At 73.6% G+C, this 20,329-nt stretch carries 20 protein-coding genes; 10 read left to right on the forward strand and 10 right to left on the reverse strand.

Features of this window, described 5'->3' with window-relative positions:
- The 3 genes from ADL22_RS14245 to ADL22_RS14255 all read left to right on the forward strand — a co-directional run.
- Positions 1–1,189 (forward strand): S1C family serine protease (locus tag ADL22_RS14245; protein ID WP_159048662.1); only part of this gene is annotated, 1,189 nt, incomplete at its 5' end.
- 117 nt (positions 1,190–1,306) lie between these two features.
- Entirely contained in the window at positions 1,307–1,822 is a 516-nt protein-coding gene (locus ADL22_RS14250) for a sec-independent translocase (RefSeq protein WP_066978179.1), read from the forward strand.
- A 117-nt stretch (positions 1,823–1,939) separates the two neighbouring features.
- Entirely contained in the window at positions 1,940–2,587 is a 648-nt protein-coding gene (locus ADL22_RS14255; protein ID WP_066978182.1) for a hypothetical protein, read from the forward strand.
- Positions 2,588–2,738: 151 nt separating this feature from the next.
- Here ADL22_RS14255 and ADL22_RS14260 read toward each other — a convergent pair whose 3' ends face one another.
- From ADL22_RS14260 to ADL22_RS14270, 3 genes are read right to left on the reverse strand one after another with little or no spacing between them, the layout of a single operon-like run.
- Positions 2,739–3,905, reverse strand: a complete 1,167-nt coding sequence (locus ADL22_RS14260) for an Mrp/NBP35 family ATP-binding protein (RefSeq protein ID WP_066978185.1) — start codon at positions 3,903–3,905, stop codon at positions 2,739–2,741.
- Positions 3,906–3,947: 42 nt separating this feature from the next.
- On the reverse strand, positions 3,948–4,553 hold the full coding sequence (locus ADL22_RS14265; RefSeq protein ID WP_066978188.1) for a DUF1003 domain-containing protein: 606 nt from the start codon (positions 4,551–4,553) through the stop codon (positions 3,948–3,950).
- Entirely contained in the window at positions 4,543–5,841 is a 1,299-nt protein-coding gene (locus ADL22_RS14270) for a magnesium transporter MgtE N-terminal domain-containing protein (RefSeq protein WP_066978191.1), read from the reverse strand. Before ADL22_RS14270 ends, ADL22_RS14265 begins: the two co-directional genes overlap by 11 nt.
- Positions 5,842–6,121: 280 nt before the next feature.
- Here ADL22_RS14270 and ADL22_RS14275 point away from each other — a divergent pair, with 280 nt between their 5' ends.
- Complete coding sequence (locus ADL22_RS14275) at positions 6,122–6,892, forward strand: hypothetical protein (protein ID WP_079064113.1); 771 nt, start codon at positions 6,122–6,124, stop codon at positions 6,890–6,892.
- 100 nt (positions 6,893–6,992) lie between these two features.
- On the opposite strand, the gene ADL22_RS14280 is transcribed toward ADL22_RS14275, so the two are convergent.
- Both ADL22_RS14280 and ADL22_RS14285 read right to left on the reverse strand, forming a co-directional pair.
- Positions 6,993–7,544 carry a hypothetical protein gene (locus ADL22_RS14280; protein WP_066978193.1) on the reverse strand — a complete coding sequence of 184 codons (552 nt, stop codon included), beginning with the start codon at positions 7,542–7,544 and terminating at the stop codon, positions 6,993–6,995.
- Positions 7,545–7,625: 81 nt separating this feature from the next.
- Positions 7,626–8,768, reverse strand: coding sequence for a magnesium and cobalt transport protein CorA (locus ADL22_RS14285; protein ID WP_066978196.1), 1,143 nt, complete (start codon positions 8,766–8,768; stop codon positions 7,626–7,628).
- A gap of 520 nt (positions 8,769–9,288) precedes the next feature.
- Between ADL22_RS14285 and ADL22_RS14290 the strand changes: the two genes are divergently transcribed.
- Positions 9,289–9,873 (forward strand): suppressor of fused domain protein, encoded by a 585-nt coding sequence (locus tag ADL22_RS14290; protein ID WP_066978199.1) that lies wholly within the window; start codon positions 9,289–9,291, stop codon positions 9,871–9,873.
- A 56-nt stretch (positions 9,874–9,929) separates the two neighbouring features.
- On the opposite strand, the gene ADL22_RS14295 is transcribed toward ADL22_RS14290, so the two are convergent.
- On the reverse strand, positions 9,930–11,186 hold the full coding sequence (locus ADL22_RS14295; protein ID WP_066978202.1) for an MFS transporter: 1,257 nt from the start codon (positions 11,184–11,186) through the stop codon (positions 9,930–9,932).
- A gap of 229 nt (positions 11,187–11,415) precedes the next feature.
- Between ADL22_RS14295 and ADL22_RS14300 the strand changes: the two genes are divergently transcribed.
- The 3 genes from ADL22_RS14300 to ADL22_RS14310 all read left to right on the forward strand — a co-directional run bounded on the left by ADL22_RS14300 (position 11,416) and on the right by ADL22_RS14310 (position 13,870).
- The gene (locus tag ADL22_RS14300; protein ID WP_066978205.1) at positions 11,416–12,054 is read left to right on the forward strand and encodes a DUF6758 family protein; all 639 of its coding nucleotides are present in this window, start codon (positions 11,416–11,418) and stop codon (positions 12,052–12,054) included.
- Between the two features lie 185 nt (positions 12,055–12,239).
- Positions 12,240–13,091: a PHP domain-containing protein gene (locus ADL22_RS14305; protein ID WP_066978207.1), complete on the forward strand. Its 852-nt coding sequence runs from the start codon at positions 12,240–12,242 to the stop codon at positions 13,089–13,091.
- A 173-nt stretch (positions 13,092–13,264) separates the two neighbouring features.
- Complete coding sequence (locus tag ADL22_RS14310) at positions 13,265–13,870, forward strand: MarC family protein (protein WP_066978210.1); 606 nt, start codon at positions 13,265–13,267, stop codon at positions 13,868–13,870.
- A gap of 87 nt (positions 13,871–13,957) precedes the next feature.
- Here the strand turns inward: ADL22_RS14310 and ADL22_RS35750 are convergent, their stop codons facing one another.
- Positions 13,958–14,113: a hypothetical protein gene (locus ADL22_RS35750; protein WP_199836296.1), complete on the reverse strand. Its 156-nt coding sequence runs from the start codon at positions 14,111–14,113 to the stop codon at positions 13,958–13,960.
- 273 nt (positions 14,114–14,386) lie between these two features.
- Here ADL22_RS35750 and ADL22_RS14315 point away from each other — a divergent pair, with 273 nt between their 5' ends.
- Complete coding sequence (locus ADL22_RS14315) at positions 14,387–15,313, forward strand: NYN domain-containing protein (protein WP_066978214.1); 927 nt, start codon at positions 14,387–14,389, stop codon at positions 15,311–15,313.
- A gap of 22 nt (positions 15,314–15,335) precedes the next feature.
- On the opposite strand, the gene ADL22_RS14320 is transcribed toward ADL22_RS14315, so the two are convergent.
- Positions 15,336–16,202, reverse strand: coding sequence for an alpha/beta fold hydrolase (locus ADL22_RS14320; RefSeq protein WP_066978218.1), 867 nt, complete (start codon positions 16,200–16,202; stop codon positions 15,336–15,338).
- A 104-nt stretch (positions 16,203–16,306) separates the two neighbouring features.
- Entirely contained in the window at positions 16,307–18,670 is a 2,364-nt protein-coding gene (locus tag ADL22_RS14325; RefSeq protein WP_066978221.1) for a DEAD/DEAH box helicase, read from the reverse strand.
- 385 nt (positions 18,671–19,055) lie between these two features.
- Here ADL22_RS14325 and ADL22_RS14330 point away from each other — a divergent pair, with 385 nt between their 5' ends.
- Entirely contained in the window at positions 19,056–19,793 is a 738-nt protein-coding gene (locus ADL22_RS14330; RefSeq protein ID WP_066978224.1) for a ferritin-like fold-containing protein, read from the forward strand.
- A gap of 104 nt (positions 19,794–19,897) precedes the next feature.
- On the opposite strand, the gene ADL22_RS14335 is transcribed toward ADL22_RS14330, so the two are convergent.
- A complete protein-coding gene (locus ADL22_RS14335; protein WP_066978227.1) occupies positions 19,898–20,191 on the reverse strand; it encodes a hypothetical protein in 294 nt (97 codons plus the stop codon).
- Between the last annotated feature and the right edge of the window lie 138 nt (positions 20,192–20,329).

A 20,329-nucleotide genomic window follows, 5' to 3' on the forward strand; every position in this document is an offset into this window, starting at 1 on the left:
CCCCTGGCACCACTACGACCCCTGGGCCACCCCCCTGACCGGCCCCCCGCCGACCGCCGTCCCGGCCCGCAAAGCCCGCCGCCGCGGCCCCCTCGTGGCCGGTGCCCTCGTCCTGGCGCTGATCGCCGGGGGAGTCGGCGGCGTGGCCGGGGCCTACGTCGAGCGGTACGGCGGGATCGACGACATCAAGCTGCCGCAGGCCGCGGGCGACGCGGGCGGCCGCAGCCCGGAGAGCGTCGCCGGGATCGCCCGCGCCGCCCTGCCCGGCGTGGTCACCCTGCACGTCCGCGGCAACGCCGAGCAGGGCACCGGCACCGGCTTCGTCCTCGACCGCCAGGGCCACATCCTCACCAACAACCACGTCGTCGAACCGGCCGGGACCGGCGGCGAGATATCGGTGACGTTCAGCGGCGGCCAGACCGCCCGGGCCCGGGTCGTCGGCCGGGACAGCGGCTACGACCTCGCCGTGGTGCAGGTCCAGGGCGTCACCGGCCTGCACCCGCTCACCCTCGGCGACTCCGACGCGGTGCAGGTCGGCGACCCGGTGGTGGCGATCGGCGCCCCGTTCGACCTCGCCAACACCGTCACGTCCGGGATCATCAGTGCCAAGCAGCGGCCGATCACCGCCGGCGGCAAGAAGGGCGACGGCAGCGATGTGTCGTACGTCGACGCGCTGCAGACCGACGCGCCCATCAACCCCGGCAATTCCGGCGGGCCGCTGGTGGACGCCCGGGCCCGGGTGATCGGCATCAACAGCGCGATCCGGGCGGCCGACAGCGGCACCGGCGGCCCGGACGGCGGCGGCCAGGGCGGCAGCATCGGCCTCGGCTTCGCGATACCGGTCAATCAGGCCAAGCGGGTCGCCGAGGAGCTGATCAACACCGGCCGGGCCACCCACCCGGTGATCGGCGTCACGCTGGAGATGGAGTACGACGGCGACGGCGCCCGGATCGGCGACGGCAAGGGCGGCGGGCAGCCGCCGGTCACCCCGGGCGGGCCGGGCGCGCGGGCGGGCCTCCGGCCGGGCGACGTCATCACCCAGGTGGACGGCGCGCCCGTGCACAGCGGCGAGGAGCTGATCATCAAGATCCGCAGCCACCGGCCCGGTGACGTCCTCACACTGACGGTCCAGCGGGACGGCGGCGAGCGGTCCGTCCGGCTGACACTCGGTTCCTCCGGCCGGGACTGATCGTTTGCACGGTGTTGGGACGGGCGACTCCCGTCCGGTGCCGGGGGCCAGGTACGGTGAGAGACGGCCTGGCCCCGAAACCCCCCGAAGGCCGCGGATACCCCAAGGAGCTGCAAGGTGTTCTTCGACATAGGACCCCTAGAGCTGGTGACGATCGTGGTCCTCGCGGTGCTCATCTTCGGGCCGGAGAAGCTGCCCAAGGTCATCCAGGACGTATCGGCCGTCATCCGCAAGATCCGGGCGTTCTCCGACAGCGCCAAGGAGGACATCCGCAACGAGCTCGGTCCGGATTTCCAGGACTTCGAGTTCGAGGACCTCAAACCGCGGAACTTCGTCCGCAAGCACGTCCTGGAGAAGGACGAGTACGGCCTGCGCGAGCTCGCCGAGATCCGCGACGGCTTCGATCTGAAGAAGGAGATGGCCGAGGTCACCGAGGCGGTCCGGGAGAGCACCGCGCCCCGGTCCGCCGCTGCCGCCCCCGCCGCGGCCGCGAACGGCACGCCGCTGAGCCTGACCAAGGAGTCCCCGGCCCCGTCCGCGGAGCCCCCGGCCGCCGGCCGTCCGGACATGTTCACCAAGGACACCGGCACCGCGCGCCGCGAGCCCCCGCCCTTCGACGCCGACGCGACGTGAGTATCTCGTATGCCCGGCTGTGTTGACGCCACTGGCTATGCTCCCGGTGTCCGGGGTGAGGTCGCCTGAGGGGGGCGGGCCGCCCACGACGCAGGGCAACGAGGAGGCTCCGCGCAGATGGAGACGACGAGTCGGACAGCCACCCACGAGGTGTCCGCCGATCCGGGCCGGAAGGCCGACGGCTATCTGCTGGCCGCGTTCCCGTGGTACGGCCTCGACGAGGCGTTCACCGGTCCGCGCTGGCTGATGCGGGTCGGCACGGCCGCCGACGGCACCGTCGAGCACGGCGCGACCGGCCACGGCACGGAGCCGACCATAAAGGCGGAGTCCCCGGAGGACGAGCGGTTCGCGGTGGTGGTGACGGTCGCCAGCCGCCCCGTACGGCGCAGCGGTGACGGCACCGGTGTCCTGGAGGCCACCTCGGTCTCGACGGCGGCCTGGCTGGCCGGCTCCGGCCTCCTGGCCCACACCTGGCCCAACCGCATGGACCGCTCGCTGCGCCAGGACTGGCTCGACCAGCAGACCATGATCGCCTGGGAGCTGGCCGACGACCTCACCGCCGAGAGCTGGAGCGAGCTGATGCTGCCGGTGGACGGTGTGCCGACGCCGTTCTGCTACCGCGAGTCCGAGTACGGCTGGGTGCTCGCCGGGGCCTCCGGCGGCGACGGGCCGGACGGGGTGCTGCTCGGCGCCTACGGGCGCGGGATGAGCGCCTACGGGCTGGGCTTCTCGGCGATCGAGGACCTGGGGGCGTACGAGGGCTGAGCGGCCCGTACGCGGGCCGGGCGGGCGTACGCGGGGGCAGGGGGAGCGGGCGCGCGGACACGATCACCCGGGCGCGCGGCGGCGGCGGGAACGGCAAAGGGCGGACCCCATGGGGCCCGCCCTTCAGCAGCGGAACGTATCGCCCGCGCCGTCAGAACTTGTTGCGCGGTGTGATCCCCAGCGACATGCCCGACAGGCCGCGCTGACGGCCGCCCAGCTTCCCGGCGATGGCGCGGATCGCGGCACCGGCGGGGGAGTCCGGGTCGGTCAGCACGACCGGCTTGCCCTCGTCGCCGCCCTCGCGCAGCCGGACGTCGATCGGGATCGCGCCGAGCACCGGGACCTGTGTGCCGGTGGTCTTCGTCAGCCCCTCGGCGACCCGCTCGCCGCCGCCGGTGCCGAAGACGTCCACCATCTCGTCGCAGTGCGGGCAGGGCAGCCCGGACATGTTCTCCACCACGCCGACGATCTTCTGGTGGGTCTGCACGGCGATCGAACCGGCCCGCTCGGCGACCTCGGCGGCGGCCTGCTGCGGGGTGGTGACGACCAGGATCTCGGCGTTCGGGACGAGCTGCGCCACGGAGATGGCGATATCGCCGGTGCCGGGCGGCAGGTCCAGCAGCAGGACGTCGAGGTCGCCCCAGTAGACGTCGGCGAGGAACTGCTGGAGGGCGCGGTGCAGCATCGGGCCGCGCCAGACGACCGGGGCGTTGCCGGGCGTGAACATGCCGATCGAGATGACCTTCACACCGTGCGCGGACGGCGGCATGATCATGTTCTCGACCTGGGTGGGCCGGCCGTCCGCGCCGAGCATCCGGGGCACCGAGTGGCCGTAGATGTCCGCGTCCACCACGCCGACCTTCAGGCCGTCGGCGGCCATCGCGGCGGCGAGGTTGACCGTCACCGAGGACTTGCCGACACCGCCCTTGCCGGAGGCGACCGCGTAGACCCGGGTCAGCGAGCCGGGCTTGGCGAACGGGATCTCCCGCTCGGCGGTCCCGCCGCGCAGCGACGCCGCCAGCTCCCGCCGCTGCTCGTCGCTCATCACCTCCAGCTCCACACCGGCGCGGGTGACGCCGGGCACCCGCTCGACGGCCTCGCGGACGCTGCTGATGATCGTCTCGCGCATCGGGCAGCCGGAGACGGTGAGGTAGACCACGACCGCCACCGAGCCGTCCGCGGCGATCTCCACCGATTTGACCATCCCCAGTTCGGTGATGGGGCGGTGGATCTCGGGGTCGTTCACCGTCGCGAGCGCTTCGCGGATCGCGTCCTCGCTCGGGGCGGAGCCGGCGGGCTGGGGCGTGTCAGTTGCCATGACCCGATGGTACGGCGGGCGAGGGCGCCTCCGGTAAGGGCATCAGCGGTCGTGTTCGTCACGCCCCGCGGGCTCGGGGCCGGCGGTCCGCTGCTGCTCCAGCTCGCGCAGCAGGTCCTCCAGTTCGGAGCGGATCCAGTCGCGGGTGGCGACCTCGCCCAGGCCCATCCGCAGCGCCGCGATCTCCCGCGTCAGGTACTCGGTGTCGGCGATGGACCGGTCGTTGCGCCGCCGGTCCTGCTCCAGATTGACCCGGTCCCGGTCGTCCTGGCGGTTCTGCGCGAGCAGGATCAGCGGGGCGGCGTACGACGCCTGGAGCGAGAGGGCCAGGGTCAGGAAGATGAACGGGTAGTTGTCGAACCGCAGGCTGCCCGGCGCGAGGACGTTCCAGCCGATCCACAGGATGATCGTGACCGTCATCCAGACGAGGAAGCGGCCGGTCCCCAGGAAGCGGGCGATCTTCTCCGACAGCCGCCCGAACGCCTCCGGGTCGTACTCCGGGAAGAACGTCCGGCGCGGCACCCGCGGCAGGTCCAGCCGGGCCCGCGGCCGCGGCTCCAGGGGCCGGTCGCCGGCGCCGCCCCGGCGGACCGCCGAGGCGCCGTGCGGCCGCCGCTCCTTCGGGCTCTCCCGGTCCTCAGCGCCCATCGGGGGCCTCCCCCGGGTGCCCGGCGGCGGTGGGCGCCGCGCCGTGCAGTCCGGCCTCCCGCCAGTCGTCCGGCAGCAGGTGGTCCAGTACGTCGTCCACGGTGACCGCGCCCAGCAGCGCCCCGCCCTCGTCCACCACCGGCGCCGCGACCATGTTGTACGCGGCGAGGTAGCCGGTCACCTCGGGCAGCGGGGTGTCCGGCCGCAGGGTCGGCAGATCGGTGTCCACCAGGAAGCTGACGAGGGTGAACGGCGGGTCCCGCAGCAGCCGTTGGAAGTGCACCAGGCCCAGGTACTTGCCGGTGGGCGTCTCGTCCGGGGGCCGGCAGACGTACACCTGGGCGGCGAGCGCGGGGGAGAGGTCGGGGTCGCGCACCCGGGCCAGCGCGTCCGCGACGGTGGCGTCCGGGCGCAGCACGATCGGCTCGGTGGTCATCAGCCCGCCCGCGGTGCGCTCCTCGTACGACATCAGCCGGCGGACGTCCGCCGCGTCCGAGGGGCGCATCAGGGCCAGCAGGCGCTCCTTCTCCTCCTCGGGGAGTTCGGAGAGCAGGTCGGCGGCGTCGTCGGGGTCCATCGCCTCCAGGACGTCGGCGGCCCGCTCCTCCTTCAGCTTGCCGATGATCTCCACCTGGTCGTCCTCCGGCAGCTCCTCCATCACATCGGCCAGCCGGTCGTCGTCCAGCGCCGCGGCGACCTCGGCGCGCCGCTTGGGCGAGAGGTGGTGCAGGACGCCCGCGAGGTCGGCGGGGCGCAGCTGCTCGAAGGTGGCCAGCAGATTCTCCGCGCCCTGGCCGTGCTCCTCCAGCGAGAAGCCGGTCACCGCCGACCACTCCACGGTGAGCGTGCCGCCCTTGCGGCGCAGCGGTCCGCCCTTGCCGCGCCGGACGAAGACCTTGTCGATCTCCCAGTCGCGGCGGGCCGGGAGCTGGGTGATGCCGATGTCGAGCACGGTGACCTCCTCGCCGGTCTCGACCAGCCGGACCCGCCGGTCCAGCAGCTCGCCGAAGACCAGCGTCTCGGACGCCCGCTGCTCGAAGCGGCGCATGTTGACCACGCCGGTGGTGACGATCTGGCCGGACTCCACGCCGGTCACCCGGGTCATCGGTACGAAGATCCGGCGCCGGCTGATCACCTCGACCACCAGCCCCAGCAGCCGCGGCGGGCGGTCGCCGACGCGCAGCAGGGCGACCAGGTCCCGCAACCGCCCGACCTGATCGCCGTTGGGGTCGAAGACGGCGACGCCGGAGAAGTGGGAGACGAAGATCCGGGGGGTGACCACCGCCATGGAAAGCGCCGCCCTTCTCCCTTTCCGTCCGGATTGCTCCATCGTTGATCGGAAAACAACGCGTTGGTTCGGGTTCAGGCTAACCCGCCGGGAAGGGCCGCGCCCCGGCGGGACCGGCCGTATGGTGGCCGCCCCGGACCGGGCTGCCGCGCCGGTACGCCACGGGTACGCTGCCGTGAGCTGTCGAGATCAGCGCCGGTCGGGTTCGGCGCGTGCCGGGTTCCCCGCTGGTCGAGTTCAGTGCTGCGCCGAGATCAACGCTTCAGGAGGCAGAGCCGACGTGAGTGCCATCCCCCCGGTCGCCACCCGCCGGCCGCCGGCCGGAATCCGACGCGCCGGGCGGGCGCTGCCGGCGGTGGCGGTGTGCGCGGTCCTGACCGCGGCGGTGGCGGGCTGCGCCGGGGACGACCCGGACGCCGGCACCAACGGGGTGGGCAAGCTGCCCGCCCGGCAGATCGAGGCCCGGGCCCGGGCCGCCGCCGTCGCGGCCGGCACCGTCCGGCTCTCCGGAAAGGTCGTCAGCGAGGGCGCCACCTACACCCTGGACATGCGGCTGGCCAAGGAGGGCGCCCGCGGCGAACTGAGCACCGGGACGACCTCCTTCCAGCTGCTGCGGGTCGGCGGCGCGCTCTATCTGAAGGCGGACGCGTCCTTCTGGGCCGGCGAGAAGAACAGCGGCTCCGACGGGGCCGCCGCGAAACTGGGCGGGAAATACGTCAAGGTGCCCGCCGCCGACCCGGTCTACCGGCGCTTCAGCGGCTTCACCGACAAGGACACCCTGCTCCCGGCGCTGCTCGCGCTGCACGGCGAGCTGACGACGGGGAAACGGGCCACGGTGGACGGCGTCCGCACCGTCCAGGTGACCGCCGGCGCCGGGTCCGGCGGCACCCTCGACGTCTCCCTGGAGGGGCAGCCGTATCCGCTGCGGCTCCAGCGCGCGGGCGGCGCGGGCCAGGTCAAGCTCGCCGACTGGGGCAAGGACCTGGACCTCAAGGCCCCGGCCCAGGACCAGGTCGTGGACTACGGGAAGCAGATCGCGCGGACGGGCTGAGCCGCGTACGCGTACGGGACGAGCCGCGCGCCGGGACGCGGGCCCCGGCCGGTACGTATACGGGCTGAGCCGCGCCCCGACCGGGCCGGCCGCCGCCCCCTCAGCCCTTCCGCCCCCGCCGCAGCAGCTTCGGCAGCGCCGCCGGCACCGGCCGCCGGGTGGTCGCGGGCGAGCCGACCGGCGGCGCGGCGTGCGAACCGTCCGGCATCAGCCCGGGCCGCTGCGCCGCCGCGCCGGCCGGTGTCAGCCGCAGCACCCGGCACTCCCGCGCCCAGCGTTCGCCGATGGTGTCCGCGTCCGGGGCGTTGAGCCGCTTGCCCTTCAGCTCCTCGACGGCGGCCTGCCACTCCTCGCCGCCGGGCGCCAGCTCGCGCACCGCGGCCGGCCAGGCGACCAGCCGGCCGCCCTTGTCCTTGCTGCGGACGGTGACCGTGACGGTGGCGCCGTCGGTGAGCCCCAGCCCGTCCAGCGGCTGCTCGCCGCCCCCGGGGCCCGGGCTGCCGACGAGGCAGGCCGCCCCGTCGTGCCAGACATGCCACAGCGCCCGCGCCGGGCCGGCGGCCCCCCGCACCCAGATCAGGCCGGACTTCTTCGCGGCCTCCTCGATGAGCGCCTGATCCAGCAGCGCCTGCGACACGGTCTCCTCCGTCATGGGCCTCAGCCTAATCGGCCCGGCGGCCGGGCCCCGGGGCCGCCCGGGCGGTGAGACGCCGCCCGGCCCCGGCCCCCGGTGTCACAGCCAGCCGTTGCGCTTGAAGCCGCGGTGGATGCCGAAGCAGATCGCGACGGTGACCAGCAGCACGGTCGGGTAGCCGTACTTCCACTTCAGCTCCGGCATGTACGAGAAGTTCATGCCGTAGATGCCGGCGATCATCGTCGGTACGGCGAAGATCGCGGCCCAGGCGGTGATCTTGCGCATGTCCTCGTTCTGCGCCACCGCGGCCTGCGCGAGGTTGGCCTGGAGGATGGAGTTCAGCAGGTCGTCGAAGGACAGCACCTGCTCGTTGACGCGCGCCAGGTGGTCGGCGACGTCCCGGAAGTACTTCTGGATGTCGGCGTCGACCAGCCGCATCGGACGCTCGCTCAGCAGCTGCATCGGGCGCAGCAGCGGCGACACCGCGCGCTTGAACTCCAGTACCTCGCGCTTGAGTTGGTAGATCCGCCCGGCGTCGCCGCCCTTGGCGGCCCCCGCCGCGCCGGCCGCCGCCTTACCGCCCGCACCCTTGCCGGCGCCGGAGCTGAAAACGTCGATCTCCACCTCGTCGATGTCCTCCTGGACCGCGCCGGCCACCGCCATGTAGCCGTCGACGACCTGGTCGGCGATGGCGTGCAGCACCGCGGACGGGCCCTTGGCCAGCCGCTCGGGGTCCTCCTGGAGGCGGTGCCGCAGGGCGCGCAGCGAACCCTGGCCGCCGTGCCGGACGGTGACGATGAAGTTCGGGCCGGTGAAGCACATCACCTCGCCGGTCTCCACCACCTCGCTGGTCGCGGTCAGCTCGTCGTGCTCGACATAGTGGACGGTCTTGAAGACCGTGAAGAGGGTGTCGTCGTAGCGCTCCAGCTTGGGCCGCTGGTGCGCGTGGACGGCGTCCTCCACGGCGAGCGGGTGCAGCCCGAACTCCTGGGCGATACCGGCGAATTCGGACTCGGTCGGCTCGTGCAGACCGATCCACACGAAACCCCCCTCGTCCCGGACGCCGGCGATCGCCTCGCCGGGGGAGGCGGTGCCGGTCACCCGGTGGCCGTCGCGGTAGATCCCGCAGTCGACGACGGCGCTGTTGGCGCAGGCGGGGGCGGTGGAGGCGGTGCGGTAAGGGCTGTCGTCGCGGCGCCGGGCGGGGCGGACAGCGGCGCGCAGGTCGCGGATCATCGACATGGCTGGCTCCTTCGTGCCGGCCGTCAGCGGCAGGCGCGGCGCAACGCGGCCCGGAACGAGGACGTACCAGACGGCAACAGGCCGTACGTCCGCAAAGCGGGCGGCGCTCGGTGCGGTGCTACTGACGGCAGTTCGCTGACATCACGGAAGTAAGAGTCGAAGGCGCTCTTCCGTCATCCGCGTCCGGAGCAGGAGAACTTCGCGGGTTTCGCCGCCGCGCGGCGGGGTACGGAAGCTCTCGGATCAGATGTGTCGCCGCGCGGGCGGGATGACGGGAGAACTATCGGTACTGCACGGTCGACTCGGATCCACCGCAGCCCCACCTCCTCCGGCCGGTCCCCGCTGGGGGACGATCGTCATTCCCTGACCAGACGGCAAGGCTACCAGCCGCCTGGAGGGCCCGGGCTGCCCTTTGCCCGTTCCATAACAAGCCCGTTGCCCGGGCGTTGTGCGAGCGGGCCGATCGGCGGTGCCGGACCGGGCCGAACGGCGGCTCCGGCGGCGGCCCTATGCTCGCCGTATGTCTGACGTTCTTGAGCTGGTCGAGGCCCGGTTGCGCACGGCGCTGGGCGAAGCGGACGCCCGGGCCGCCGTCACCTTCCTCGGCACCGACCGCATCGAGGTGCTGCGCTTCCTCGACGGCGATGTGGTGCGCTACGCCACGCTCGGGATGTCCGCCCGGCCGATGACCGACCCGACCGCCGTCCTCGCCGATCCGCTGCGCGGTCCGCGCGCCGAACTCCTGCTCTCCGTACGGGCCGGCCGCGCCGACACCGACAAGGTGCTCCGCACGCTCGCCGTGCTCGCCGCGTCCCCGCAGGTCGAGGGCGTCGTCGTGGCGTCCGGCGCGTCGCTGGACGTGGGCGGGCCGCTGTGGCCCGGGGCGCCGTTCACCTCGGTGCTGGTCGGCGCGCCCGGCGGCCTGGTCGAGGACCTGGAGCTGGACGAGCCGATGGACCCGGTGGCGTTCCTCCCTCTGCTGCCGATGACGCCCAACGAGGCCGCGTGGAAGCGGGTGCACGGCGCCGAGGCGCTCCAGGCCCGCTGGCTGGAGCGCGGCACGGATCTGCGCGACCCGCTGCGGGCCGGGGTGGCGCTGGACTGACGCCAGCGCGCGTACGGCCCGGCGCCGGACGGGCCACCAGCTCACGAGGGGGCGGCTCACTCCGCGAAGGCCGCCACCCCGTCCTCCGCCGCGTGCCGGGGCTCCAGCTCCTCCGCGCGCAGGGTCAGCGCCCGGCGGCGGAGACCCACGACGCCCGCGCCGGCCGCCGCGGCCAGCGCCGCGACCACGAACGGCAGGTGGATATCGGTCCACTCCGCGATCTTCGGGGCGAGGAACGGCGCGGCCGCCGCCGCGAACCACCGCACGAAGTTGTAGCCGGCGCTGGCCACCGGCCGCGGGGCGTCCGAGACGCCGAGGGCCAGCTCGGTGAAGACGGTGTTGTTCAGGCCGATGAAGGCGCCCGAGAGGATCGTGCACACCACCGCCGTGGTGTGGTCGCCGTAGCCGAGCACGACCAGGTCCGCGGCGAGCAGCAGCAGCGAGCCGCCCAGCACCCGCAGCGACCCGAACCGCTCCTGGAGCCGGGGCGCCAGGATCACCGAGAAGACCGCCAGCAGCACACCCCAGGCGAAGAACACCCCGCCCGACTTGTACGGGGACATGTTCAGCACGAACGGGGTGAACGCCAGCACCGTGAAGAACGCGTAGTTGTAGAAGAACGCGGCGATCGCGGCCGAGGCCAGCCCGCCGTGGCCGAGCGCCTTCACCGGGTCCAGCAGCGAGGTCTTCCGCGCCGGCCGGGGCTGCTCCTTCAGCAGCACGGTGATGGCGATGAAGCCGATGGCCATCAGGACGGCGGTCCCGAAGAACGGGTAGCGCCACTTCATATCGCCCAGGACGGCGCCCAGCAGCGGCCCGCAGGCCATGCCGAGACCGAGCGCGGACTCGTAGAGCAGGATCGCCGCCGCGCTGCCGCCGGCCGCCGCGCCCACGATCACCGCGAGCGACGTGGAGACGAAGAGCGCGTTGCCCAGGCCCCAGCCGGCCCGGAAGCCGACCAGCTCGCCGACCGAGGACGAGGTGCCGGACAGCGCCGCGAAGACCACCACCAGCGCGAGCCCGGCCAGCAGCGTCTTGCGGCCGCCTATCCGGCTGGAGACGAAGCCGGTGACCAGCATCGCCACGGCGGTGATCAGGAAGTACGAGGTGAACAGGAGGGAGACCTGGCTGCTGGAGGCGTGCAGGCCCTTGGCGATCGAGGGGAGGATCGGGTCGACCAGGCCGATGCCCATGAAGGCGACGACCGAGGCGCCGGCGGTGGCCCAGACCGCCATCGGCTGCCGGAGGAGCGAGGTGCCGCCCTCGTCGAACGGATCGTCGTGGGTGCCACCACCGTGGCCGCTGCTGCGCATGCCGGTGTTTCCCCTTCCTGTGCGTGAGGCGCGTACGGGCGGGACCGCCCGCCGAATCGTTGCCGTTTACACATAATAAGTTAGCGACCCTAATGGGTGCAAGTAGCAACTACCTGCCCGGAGGGGGTCGTCCGACCCGCCAAGTGGGCGCGCCCGTACGGGAAAAGGGGCACACCGGTTGGGTGATCGTCCTTGACGGGACGGCGGGGCTGGAGGACCGTTGGTCCTTATGAGGGGCGAACCCAGTTGCCCGAAGTGCGGAGGCCGGGTGCGGGCGCCCGGTCTCTTTTCCGACTCCTGGCAGTGCGCCGTGCACGGCACCGTGCACCCGCTCCAGCCGGTCGTCCCGCCGAGCGTCGAGGCGCTCGGCGTCGTCGTGCACCGCGCCCAGGTGCCGGTCTGGATGCCCTGGCCGCTGCCGGTCGGCTGGCTCTTCACCGGCGTCGCCTGCGCCGGCGACGACCGCAGCGGCGGGCGCGCCACCGCCGTCGCCTGCTCCGGCCCCGGCCCGCTCGGCGGCCCCGGCGAGCTGCTGCTGATCGCCGAGGAGCTGGGCGTCGGCCTCGGCGCCCGCTACGCCGGGATCGACGGCCCGGACCCCGGCCCGCACCTGCGCCTGGGCGCCGCCCCGCACGGCAAGGTCCTCGCGGCCGGCCGCCCGACCCCGCTCTGGCAGGTCAACGGCGCCCCCTCGGACCGCGCGGTGTTCGCCGGCGAGGCCCGCGGACTGTGGCTCTGGGCGATCGCCTGGCCCGAGCAGTCCGGGCTGCTGATGTACGACGAGCTGGTGCTCACGGATCTGCGTGAGGCCGGCGCCGAAGTGGATCTGCTGCCCTGCGGGGCGCTCTCGCCGAGGATTCTGAGCTGACGCCGGCGCGTCGCCATCGAATCCCGGGCCGGTGCCCGGTCGGTGGGCGGTGCGGGCACCGCCGGGCGCCCGGTATCCTTCAGTAGTCCGTGGTAGTGCCGAGCAGTCCTTACGGCCGCCGCGGGGCCACGGCCCGTCCCGGGCCCGCCGCCGCAACCGTCCCGCAGCAGTCTGGAGTCTGTGCCGTGCGTATCGACCTGCACACCCACTCCACCGCTTCCGACGGTACGGACACCCCCGCCGAGCTGGTGCGCAACGCCGCGGCCGCCGGTCTGGACGTCGTCGCGCTGACCGACCACGACACCGTCGCCGGCTACGCCGAGGCGCGCGCCGCGCTGCCCGCCGGGCTGACCCTGGTCACCGGCGCCGAGCTGTCCTGCCGCCTCGACGGCACCAGCCTGCACATGCTCGCCTACCTCTTCGACCCCGACGAGCCGGAGCTGGCCCGCGAGCGCGAGCTGGTCCGCGACGACCGGATCCCGCGCGCCCGCGCCATGGTCGGCAAGCTGCGCGACCTCGGCATCCCGGTCACCTGGGAGCAGGTCGCCCGGATCGCCGGCGACGGCTCCGTGGGCCGCCCGCACATCGCCACCGCCCTGGTCGAACTGGGCGTGGTCGGCTCGGTCTCCGAGGCGTTCACCCGGTGGCTGGCCAACGACGGCCCGGCCTACGTGGAGAAGCACGAGCTGGACCCGTTCGACGCGATCCGGCTGATCAAGGGCGCCGGCGGGGTCGCGGTCTTCGCGCACCCGCTCGCCCTCAAGCGCGGTCTGTGCGTCCCGGAGAGCGCGATCGCCGAGCTGGCCGCGGCCGGTCTGGACGGCGTCGAGGTCGACCACATGGACCACGACCCCGCGACCCGCGCCCGGCTGCGCGGGCTCGCCGCCGAGCTGGGCCTGCTGACCACCGGCTCCAGCGACTACCACGGCAGCCGCAAGTCCTGCGGCCTCGGCGACTGCACCACCGACCCCGAGATCTACGGCGAGATCACCCGCCGGGCCACCGGCGCGTTCCCCGTGCCGGGCGCGGGCGGCTGACCGTCCGGGTCCCGGCCCGGCCGCCGGGCCGGCTGCCGTAGCGCGTTGCCCTGATCAGGGACGCGCCCTGCCCCTGCCTGCCTTCCCCGGCTTCTCCCTGCCCGGGAAGGCGTCGTCAGGGTGACCCCTCACCCCTCCCTTCCGTTCGTCCGTACCACCGCAAGGCCAGCACCGTGTTCGACGTCGCCGTTTTCAGCACCCTCTTTGTCACGCTTTTTGTGATCATGGACCCCCCGGGTATCACCCCGATCTTCCTCGCCCTGACCGCCGGCCGCCCGGCCAAGGTCCAGCGCCGGATGGCCTGGCAGGCGGCCGCCGTCGCGTTCGGCGTGATCGCCGTCTTCGGCCTGTTCGGGAAGCAGATCCTGGGCCGGCTGCACATCTCCACGCCCGCCCTGATGATCGCTGGCGGGCTGCTGCTCCTGCTCGTCGCGCTGGACCTGCTGACCGGCAAGTCCGAGGAGCCGACCCAGACCAAGGACGTCAATGTGGCGCTGGTCCCGCTGGGTATGCCGCTGCTGGCCGGTCCGGGCGCGATCGTCTCGGTGATCCTCGCGGTGCAGCACGCGCACGGCACCGCCGCCCGGATCTCGGTCTGGGCCGCCATCGCGGCGATCCATGTGGTGCTCTATCTGGCGATGCGGTTCTCGCTGGTGATCATCCGCGTGATCAAGGACGGCGGGGTGGTGCTGGTGACGCGGCTGGCCGGCATGATGCTCTCCGCGCTCGCGGTGCAGCAGATCATCAACGGCGTCACCCAGGTGATCCAGGGCTCCTGACCCGGATCGCCCCGGCCGTCGGGACAACGGCGCCCCCGTACGGCATTCCGTACGGGGGCGTTCGCGTATGAGGGGTGGGGCGGGCGGTCAGCCTGCGACGGCGGTGTCGGCCGGGCGGATGTAGATCCGCTGTCCGATGGCGGCGGCCTGCTGCACGATCTGGTTGACGGAGGCGGCGTCCACGACGGTGCTGTCCACGGCGGCGCCGTCGGCATCGTCCAGGCGCATGATCTCGAAGCGCATACGGGCTTCTCCCTTCGTCTGATCCTCCTGCGGAGAACTGAATGACAGGACTTGCCTGGCTTCGTTGCCAGGCGTTCCGTATGGGTACAACGAGCATACAGCTGAAATGATTCCCTACGCTAAGGAAAATTTTTCATGGGCTAAGGAATGGGTGTGCGGGGGCCGCCATGGCCGTGCGGGGACCGTCACCGGCTGCGCGGGAAGACCCCCGCGAGAGCCCGGCGACCACCGTGGTTGTGTCCGCGAAGCGCCCGCCGGGACAATGGGTCCGGTATGAACGACCCCCGGCCCACCGGCCCCACCGACCTCGCGGCGCTCGCCGCCGGTATCGAGCGCACCAACGAGCTGCTCACCCGGGTCCTCGCCGAGGTCGCCACCACCCCCTCCACGCACGCCGTCTTCGCCGACGCCGGCTATGTCTACGCGGCGGCCGGGCGGCTGGTCGCCGGTACGGAGGACCGCAAGGCGTTCGAGCTGGACGCCGAGGGGATCATCGACGCGTTCATCGAGAAGGCCCGCACGATCTTCCCGGACAGCCGGCTGCTGCGGGTGTACTGGTACGACGGCGCCCGCCGCCGCATCCACACCCAGGAGCAGCAGCGGATCGCCGAGCTGCCCGACGTCAAGGTCCGGCTCGGCAACCTCAACGCCCACAACCAGCAGAAGGGCGTCGACTCGCTGATCCGCACCGATCTGGAGTCGCTGGCCCGGCACCGGGCGATCACCGACGCGGTGCTGATCGGCGGCGACGAGGACCTGGTCTCCGCGGTCGAGGCGGCCCAGGGCTACGGCGCGCGGGTCCACCTCTGGGGCATCGAGGCGCCCGGCGGCCGCAACCAGGCCGAGCCGCTGATGTGGGAGGTCGACAGCGCGCGCGCCTTCGACCTGGAGTTCTGCAAGCCGTACGTCACCCGGCGGACGGGCGGGGAGATCCCCGAGCCGGGCGCGGGCGAGGGGCCGGCGCCCAGCCGCGAGGAGGTCCGGTTCGTCGGCGCGCGGGTCGCCGCCCAGTGGCTGTCGGAGCGCGGCCCGGCCTGGGTGGCCGACCTGCTGCCCGGCCACCCGTATCTGCCCGGCACCGTCGACCAGGAACTCCTCACCGCCGCGGAAGCCCTCCTCCACCACTCGCTGCGCGGACGGGCCGATCTGCGGCGGGTGCTCCGGGACGGGTTCTGGGACCACGTGGAGGGGCGGTTCTAGGGGCACCGCGGGCCGCGCTGCGTCAGCCGAACTCGCTCCAGAAGCCGGACAGCGCCTGCGCGGTCTTGTCCGGCCGTTCCGCGTTCGGTGAGTGTTCGGCGTCCTCGATGACCGTGCGGCGGGCGGCGAGCCGGCGGGCCATATCGTCCATCAGCGGCACCGGCCAGGCGTAGTCCACGGCGCCGGAGACGACGTGGACCGGCAGCCCCGTACGGGCCAGCTCCGCGACGCGGTCGGGCTCGGCCAGCATCTGCCGGCCGGTGGCGATCAGCTGCTCGGGAACGGTATTCAGCCAGCGTTGCCGCAGGAACGCGCCGACTTCCGGCGGCGTGTCCGCGTCCGCCGCCTCCGGCGGGTCGAGCGCCCGCATCGCCTCCCACACCCGCGCCATGTCCATCCGGCCCAGCGCGTCGATCAGCATCCGCACCCGCGCCTGCTGCGCCGGGTCGATGGCCGCCGGGCCCGAGCTGAGCACCGTGAGCGTACGGAACGGCGCCGGGTCGCACAGCACCGCGGCCCGGGTGATCAGCCCGCCGAGCGAATGCCCGAGCAGATGCAGCGGACCGCCGCCGGGCTCGCCCAGGGCCCGCGCCTGGGCCAGTACGTCGAGCGCCAACTCCCGTTGCTCATAAGCCGGTTGGTCGCGCGGGCCGGGGGTTTCGTGCTGCCCGCGGCCGTCCACCGCGACCGCCCGGAAACCGGCCGCGGCCAGCGGGGCCAGCAGTCCGATGAAGTCCTCCTTGCTGCCGGTGAACCCGGGGACGAGGAGGGCGGTGCCGAGCGGCGCGGCGGCGGGGCGGGCGTCGTGCACGGCGAACGCGCCGCGCTCGGTGCCGAGCCGGTACGCGCGGGCGCACGGCGGCAGTGTGAGGGTGGGCGGCCTGCTCATGGGGACGAGGCTATCGCCCGGAACGCCGCCGCCCGGAACGCCGGCGACCCGGCGCCCGCGCGGTGCGGGGCCGGGTCGTCGTGGGTGCCGTACGGGCGGGCCGATCAGCTCTCGGCGGGCGCCTCGGCGGGCTGCGCGCTCTTGGCGGCGGCCCGCTTGCGGGTCCGCTTCGGCTTCTCCTCGGCCGCCTCCGGGGCGTCCGCGGCGGCCTTGGCGGCGGCGGTCTTCTTGGCGGCGGTCTTCTTGGCCGGGGCCTTCTTGGCCGCCGCGGTCGTGGACGTGGCCGTCTTGGCCGCGGCCGTCTTGCGGGTGCGCTTCGGCTTGGCCGGGGCTTCCTCGGCGGTGCCGGTGGCGTCCTCGGTGATCGTCGCCGTGGCGGTGGCCGCGGTGGCGGTCTCGGCGGCGGCGGTCTTGGCCGTGGCCGTCTTGGCGGCGGCGGTCTTCGCCGTGGCGGTCTTGCGGGTCCGCTTGGGCTTGGCCGGGGCCTCCTCGGCGGTGGCGTCGGTGACCGGGGCGGTCACGGCGGCCACGGGCTCGGTGGCGGCGGCCTTCCGGGTCCGCGTCCGCTTCGGCTTGACCGGAGCTTCCGCTTCCGCCGGCGCCGCACCCTCGGCGGCCTCCACCGCGGCCTCCGCCTTCTTGGCGGCGGAAGCGGTGGTGGTGCGCTTACGGGTCCGCTTGGGCTTCTCCGGAGCGGCCTCGGCCACGGTCTCCGCGACGGTGTCCGCGACGACCGGGGCGGCCTCAGCAACGACCGGCGCGGGCTCCACCGCGGGAGCCGGAGCCACAGCAGCCGCAGCCGGAGCCGCGTCCACCGCCGCGTCCGCCGTCACGGCCGCGGCCTCGCCCGCGGCCGCCGTGGCCGCGACCGCACCCCGCGTCCGGCGCCGCCGCCGGGGCGTACGCGCCGCGGCGGCCTCGTCACCCTCGGCCGCGCTCACCGCGGCGTGCGCGGCCTCCGACGCCTCCGGCGCGCTCGCACCGGCCGGCTGCTCGACCGGCGCCCCGCTCCGGGTCCGCCGCCGCCGGCGCGGCGTACGGGCCGGACGGGACTCCTCGGCGGTGTCCCTGGCGGTGTCCTTGGCGGTCTCCTTGGCGGCGTCGCGGCCGCCACCGGAGCGCCGGCCGCCGCGCCCGCGGCCCCCGGTCTCGCCCAGGTCCTCGACCTCCTCGGCGGCCAGCCCGGCCCGGGTGCGCTCGGCGCGCGGCAGCACGCCCTTGGTGCCCTCGGGGATGTCCAGCTGCTCGTAGAGGTGCGGCGAGGTGGAGTACGTCTCCTCCGGCTCGTCGAACGCGAGGTCCAGCGCCTTGTTGATCAGCTTCCAGCGCGGGATGTCGTCCCAGTCGACGAGGGTGACCGCGGTGCCCTTGGCGCCGGCCCGGCCGGTGCGGCCGATCCGGTGCAGGTAGGTCTTCTCGTCCTCGGGCGACTGGTAGTTGATGACGTGCGTCACACCCTCGACGTCGATGCCGCGGGCGGCGACGTCGGTGCACACCAGCACATCGACCTTGCCGTTGCGGAACGCGCGCAGCGCCTGCTCGCGGGCGCCCTGCCCGAGGTCGCCGTGGACCGCGCCGGACGCGAAACCGCGCCGGCCGAGCTGGTCGGCGATGTCCGCGGCGGTCCGCTTGGTCCGGCAGAACACCATCGCCAGGCCGCGGCCCCGCGCCTGGAGGATACGGGCGACCATCTCCGGCTTGTCGAGGGAGTGCGCGCGGTAGACGCGCTGGGTGATGTTGGCGACCGTCGCGCCCTGGTCGTCCGGGGCGGTGGCCCGGATGTGCGTGGGCTGCGACATGTAGCGGCGGGCCAGCGAGATGACCTGGCCGGGCATGGTCGCGGAGAACAGCATGGTCTGCCGCTTGGCCGGCAGCAGCTGGATGATCTTCTCGACGTCGGGCAGGAAGCCCAGGTCGAGCATCTCGTCGGCCTCGTCCAGGACGAGGGTGCGGACGTGCGAGAGGTCCAGCTTCTTCTGGCCCGCGAGGTCCAGCAGCCGGCCGGGCGTGCCGACGACCACGTCGACGCCCTTCTTCAGCGCCTCGACCTGGGGCTCGTACGCGCGGCCGCCGTAGATCGCCAGCACCCGGACGTTGCGGACCTTGCCGGCGGTGAGCAGGTCGTTGGTGACCTGCTGGCACAGCTCGCGGGTGGGGACGACGACGAGGGCCTGCGGCGCCTCGGTCAGCTGCTCGGGCGTGGACCGGCCGGCCTCGACGTCCGCCGGGACGGTGGTGCGCTCCAGCAGCGGCAGGCCGAAGCCCAGCGTCTTGCCCGTACCGGTCTTGGCCTGGCCGATGACGTCGTTGCCGGACAGCGCGACGGGGAGCGTCAGCTCCTGGATGGGAAAGGGGGAAACGATGCCGACGGCTTCCAGCGCCTCGGCGGTCTCGGGGAAGATACCGAGATCACGGAACGTAGTGGACAGAGTCTTGCCTCTTCTGTGAGACGCGGCGAGAGGCGGCAACGGGGGTCGTACCGCACCGTCGTACGGGTTCGTACGGCGCCGGCCCGAGGGGCCGGACGGCGCGGGACCACTGCCGTCGCTCAGGCACTCCTGCCGCGAGCGGGTCCCTCCTGCCGGTGCGTACGTGGGCACGCGCCGCGCGGAGGGCGGTCGGTTGGAGCCGATCGGGCCACCGACCGGGCATCCGCTTTCGTGGAACGACCCACCGATACTCGGCGGGTCCTTTAGCACTGTACCCCGGATATCGCCGCTGAATCCGAAGGCGTGTATGACTGAGGAATTCGTCACGGGCGCCGGACCCGCCCCGGCGATCACTCCGACGGGTGAGCGGGCGGTGGCTGACCAGGGCCTTCCGGGCCCCGCGCGGCGGGCTATTGTGCCGGTCATGGAGACGCCTGACAACGCCGCGGCTGACGCGCGAGAACACACCGGAATCGCCGCCCAGGACTGGGCCACGGCATCCGCCGACCCGCACTACCGGGCCGCTGTGATCGATCTGCTCGGCGCCCTCGCGTACGGCGAGCTGTCCGCCTTCGAGCGCCTGGCGGAGGACGCCAAGCTCGCCCCCACGATGGACGACAAGGCCGAGCTGGCGAAGATGGCCTCGGCGGAATTCCACCATTTCGAGCGGCTGCGGGACCGGCTCTCGGAGATCCAGGCCGAGCCGAACGAGGCGATGGAGCCGTTCGCCGCCGCGCTGGACGAGTTCCACCGCCAGACCGCGCCGTCCGACTGGCTGGAGGGCCTGGTCAAGGCGTACGTCGGCGACTCGATCGCCAGCGACTTCTACCGCGAGGTCGCGGTCCGGCTGGACTCCGACACCCGCGATCTGGTGCTCGCCGTGCTGGACGACACCGGCCACGCCACCTTCGCGGTGGAGAAGGTCCGGGCCGCCATCGAGGCCGAGCCGCGGGTCGGCGGGCGGCTGGCGCTGTGGGCCCGCCGGCTGATGGGCGAGGCGCTCTCCCAGGCCCAGCGGGTGGTCGCGGACCGCGACGCGCTCTCCACGATGCTGGTCGGCGGGGTGGCCGACGGCTTCGACCTGGCCGAGGTCGGCCGGATGTTCTCCCGGATCACCGAGGCGCACACCAAGCGGATGGCGGCGCTGGGCCTGGCGGCCTGACCTGACCTGACCGGCGCCTTCGCGGGCGGGCCGCGCACCGGCGCGCCGCGTACCGCCGCGCCGCGCGGAACCGGGCGGTCAGCGGGCCGCCCGGCGGCGCCCCGTCAGCAGGCCGTCCGGTGGCGCTTGAGCGGCGCGGCCGGCCGGCGGACCGGGCGGCGCGGCGGCCGGACCAGCACCGACAGCAGCGCGGACCCCACCGCCAGCGCGGCGAGGAGCACCTGGACCGGGTGGCCCGGCCCCAGGACCGCGCGCGTCAGCAGCGCGCCGAGCAGCGCCGCGACCGGGCCCGTCGCCAGCGTCAGGGCGGGGGAGGGGAATCGCTCCGGAAGCCAGCGCCGGGCGGACAGGGCGATGGCGAATCCGACGATCACGGCGCCGAGCGCTTCCCAGATCATGCTGTTCCCTCCCGCGTGACGAGGCCGATCGGACGAACAAATCGGTCGTAGGCGGTCGTACCCAGGGGTCACCGGCAGCAACCCTCCGGCCAGACCCCGCTTGTCCGCTCAGCGTGCGCCCTCGTCCGCCCACCGGGC

Origin of the sequence: Streptomyces sp. NRRL F-4489 (assembly GCF_001509485.1) — a bacterium.
Taxonomy (GTDB): domain Bacteria; phylum Actinomycetota; class Actinomycetes; order Streptomycetales; family Streptomycetaceae; genus Streptomyces.

Coding starts and splice junctions, on each gene's coding strand:
- ADL22_RS14255 (WP_066978182.1), top strand. CDS start 1,940: ATGGAGACGACGAGTCGGACAGCCACCCACGAGGTGTCCGCCGATCCG.
- ADL22_RS14260 (WP_066978185.1), bottom strand. CDS start 3,905: ATGGCAACTGACACGCCCCAGCCCGCCGGCTCCGCCCCGAGCGAGGAC.
- ADL22_RS14265 (WP_066978188.1), bottom strand. CDS start 4,553: ATGGGCGCTGAGGACCGGGAGAGCCCGAAGGAGCGGCGGCCGCACGGC.
- ADL22_RS14270 (WP_066978191.1), bottom strand. CDS start 5,841: ATGGCGGTGGTCACCCCCCGGATCTTCGTCTCCCACTTCTCCGGCGTC.
- ADL22_RS14280 (WP_066978193.1), bottom strand. CDS start 7,544: ATGACGGAGGAGACCGTGTCGCAGGCGCTGCTGGATCAGGCGCTCATC.
- ADL22_RS14285 (WP_066978196.1), bottom strand. CDS start 8,768: ATGTCGATGATCCGCGACCTGCGCGCCGCTGTCCGCCCCGCCCGGCGC.
- ADL22_RS14290 (WP_066978199.1), top strand. CDS start 9,289: ATGTCTGACGTTCTTGAGCTGGTCGAGGCCCGGTTGCGCACGGCGCTG.
- ADL22_RS14295 (WP_066978202.1), bottom strand. CDS start 11,186: ATGCGCAGCAGCGGCCACGGTGGTGGCACCCACGACGATCCGTTCGAC.
- ADL22_RS14300 (WP_066978205.1), top strand. CDS start 11,416: ATGAGGGGCGAACCCAGTTGCCCGAAGTGCGGAGGCCGGGTGCGGGCG.
- ADL22_RS35750 (WP_199836296.1), bottom strand. CDS start 14,113: ATGCGCTTCGAGATCATGCGCCTGGACGATGCCGACGGCGCCGCCGTG.
- ADL22_RS14315 (WP_066978214.1), top strand. CDS start 14,387: ATGAACGACCCCCGGCCCACCGGCCCCACCGACCTCGCGGCGCTCGCC.
- ADL22_RS14320 (WP_066978218.1), bottom strand. CDS start 16,202: ATGAGCAGGCCGCCCACCCTCACACTGCCGCCGTGCGCCCGCGCGTAC.
- ADL22_RS14330 (WP_066978224.1), top strand. CDS start 19,056: ATGGAGACGCCTGACAACGCCGCGGCTGACGCGCGAGAACACACCGGA.
- ADL22_RS14335 (WP_066978227.1), bottom strand. CDS start 20,191: ATGATCTGGGAAGCGCTCGGCGCCGTGATCGTCGGATTCGCCATCGCC.